This window comes from Micromonospora sp. NPDC003776 (assembly GCF_053605645.1).
In genome coordinates, this window is record NZ_JBSGJR010000741.1 from 1 (window position 1) to 2,848 (window position 2,848).

The following is a 2,848-nucleotide window of genomic DNA, read 5'->3' on the forward strand; positions in this document are numbered from 1 at the left end:
CGGCGGTTCAGCGGGTCCGCGCCCGTGGGCCCCGCACCGCCGCCGCGGTCATCCGGGTGACGGGTTCGCGCGGCACGCCGCCGTCGCGCAGCAGCCGGGCCATCGGCAGGGTGGCCGCGCCCATCGCGACCGCGTCCGGGCCGAGCCGGCACAGCTCGATCGAGGTCTGGGCGTACGGCTGGCGCAGCGCGTGCCGGGCGGTGGCCTCGCGGATCTGCGGCAGGTAGCGCTCGCCCAGGGCCAGGCCGGCCCAGCCGCCGAGCACCACCCGCTCCGGGTTGAAGAGGTTGACCAGGTTCGCCACCCCGGCGCCGAGGTAACCGACGGTCTCGTCGAGCACGCGGGCGGCGGTCCGCCCGGTGGAGCGCAGCAGCTCGCCGAACGCGGTCTCCTCGTCACCGCCGGCCGCCGGCCGCCCCCGGTTGGCCTGCCGGAACCGGTCCAGGACACCTTCGGCCCCGACGTACGCCTCCAGGCAGCCGAGGTTGCCGCAGCGGCAGCGGCGGCCGCCGTACACAATGGTGGTGTGGCCCCACTCGCCGGCGCTGCTGTGCGCGCCGCGGTAGCCGACCCCGTCGGCGACCACGCAGGCGCCGACACCGGAGCCGACCAGCGCCACCACGGCGTGCCGCACGCCCCGCCCGGCGCCGAACCACATCTCGGCCTGGCCCAGGGTCTTGGCGCCGTTGTCGATGTGGACCGGGATCTCGGTGCCCGCGCGCAGCATCGCCCCGAGCGGCACACCGTCCCAGCCGAGGGTCTGCGCGTGCACGACCGCGTCGGCGGTCCGCTCGACGGTGCCGGAGACGGCGACGCCGAAGCCGAGCACCGCAGCCGGGTCGACGCCGGCCTGCTCGACCACCGCGTCGAAACCGTGCAGCAGGTGGCGGGCGACGTCCCGCGGGTCGGGACCGGCGGCGGCGATCGGGTACTCGGCCTTGGCGAGGGCGGTCATCGCCAGGTCGAAGAGCTCGACCTGGACCCGGGTCTCGCCGACGTCGGCGCCGACCAGATAGCCGTAGCCGGGGGCGACGCGCAGCAGCACCCGGGGTCGGCCGCCGTCGGACTCGACCGAACCGGCCTCCTCGACCAGCCCTTCGCCGATCATCTCGCCGACCAGGTTGCTCACGCTGGCCAGGCTCAGCGCGGTGGTCTGCCCCAGCTCGTGCCGGCTGAGCGGACCGTCCAGCCAGATCCGGCTCAGCAGCACCGACCGGTTGGCCCGGCGCATGTCCCGCACGGTGGTGCGTCTGGCGTCCACGTCCCGCGCCGTCCTCTCTCAGGCCGCCGGTGGGCGGCCGTGTTCACACCGTGAAGCAAGTGCTGACAGAGTACTGCGCATTTACACTTAACAAAGTTTACTGATAGCCTCCGGCGCATCGATGAGGAGGTATGTCATGCGACTTCGACGCGGGTTGACCGCACTGCTCGGCGGCGGGATGCTGCTCGCCGGCGCCGCCCTGCCGGCCGCCACCGGCCTCGCCGCGACCGCCGGCACGACCGCCCTGGTCTCCTGCGCCGGCGTGCCGGCCTGGGCCGAGGGGGTGACCTGGACCGCCGGCAGCAAGGCCACCTACGCCGGCCGCCTCTACCAGGCGCTGCAGACGAACACCCCGCCGGTCGGGGCCGGCTGGACCCCGCCCGCCACCCCGGCGCTCTGGACCGACCTGGGCGCCTGCGACGGCGGCGGCACCCCGTCCCCCACCCCCACCACGTCCTCGCCCTCCCCCACCCCGTCGCCCACCCGGTCCCCCTCGCCCTCGCCGACCCCCACGTCCTCGCCGTCACCCACCCCGACCACCTCCCCGGGTGGCAGCACCTGCCCGCTGAAGCCCCGACCGGCGGGCAAGGTGCTCCAGGGCTACTGGGAGAACTGGGACGGCGCGGCCAACGGGGTGCACCCCGGCCTCGGCTGGATCCCGATCACCGACCCGCGCATCCCCGGGCACGGCTACAACGTGGTCACCGCCGCGTTCCCGGTGATCCGCTCCGACGGCACGGTGCTCTGGGAGGACGGCATGGACGCCGGGGTGAAGGTGCCCACCCCGACCGAGATGTGCCAGGCCAAGGCCGCCGGGCTGACCGTCCTGCTCTCCATCGGCGGCGCCGCCGCCGGCATCGACCTCAGCTCCAGCGCGGTCGCCGACCGGTTCGTCGCCACCGTGGTGCCGATCCTGAAGAGGTACAACTTCGACGGCATCGACATCGACATCGAGACCGGGCTCACCGGCAGCGGGAACATCGGCCAGCTCTCCACCTCGCAGGCCAACCTGATCCGGATCATCGACGGGGTACTGGCCCAGATGCCGGCCGGCTTCGGGCTCACCATGGCCCCGGAGACCGCGTACGTCACCGGGGGCAGCGTCACCTACGGCTCGATCTGGGGCGCGTACCTGCCGATCGTCAAGCGGTACGTCGACAACGGCCGGCTCTGGTGGCTGAACATGCAGTATTACAACGGCAGCATGTACGGCTGCGCCGGCGACTCGTACTCCGCCGGTACCGTGCAGGGCTTCGTCGCCCAGACCAACTGCCTGAACACCGGACTGGTCGTGCAGGGCACGACCATCCGGGTCCCGTACGACAAGCAGGTACCCGGCCTGCCCGCGCAGTCCGGGGCCGGCGGCGGATACCTGTCACCCGCCCTGGTCGGGCAGGTGTGGAACACCTACCAGGGCAGCCTGAAGGGGCTGATGACCTGGTCGATCAACTGGGACGGGTCGAAGGGCTGGACCTTCGGCGACAACGTCAAGGCACTCCAGGGCCGGTGAGGCCGGCGGGCCAAGGGCCCCCCCCCCCCCCCCCCCCCAAAAACAGGGGCCGACCCACCACCCAAAAAACAAAAAAA

The 2,848-nt window shown here is 73.1% G+C and carries 2 protein-coding genes; one reads left to right on the top strand and one right to left on the bottom strand.

Annotation, left to right across the window (positions count from 1 at the left end; translation table 11 throughout):
* Nucleotides 1–7: 7 nt before the first annotated feature.
* Nucleotides 8–1,261, bottom strand: a complete 1,254-nt coding sequence (locus ACWEVO_RS34245) for an ROK family protein (protein WP_452311557.1) — start codon at nt 1,259–1,261, stop codon at nt 8–10.
* A 136-nt stretch (nt 1,262–1,397) separates the two neighbouring features.
* Between ACWEVO_RS34245 and ACWEVO_RS34250 the strand changes: the two genes are divergently transcribed.
* The gene (locus ACWEVO_RS34250) at nt 1,398–2,771 is read left to right on the top strand and encodes a glycosyl hydrolase family 18 protein (protein ID WP_452311558.1); all 1,374 of its coding nucleotides are present in this window, start codon (nt 1,398–1,400) and stop codon (nt 2,769–2,771) included.
* Nucleotides 2,772–2,848: the final 77 nt, after the last annotated feature.

What these genes read in the sequence shown, in the direction of transcription:
- ACWEVO_RS34250 (WP_452311558.1), top strand. Translation starts at nt 1,398, where the DNA reads ATGCGACTTCGACGCGGGTTGACCGCACTGCTCGGCGGCGGGATGCTG.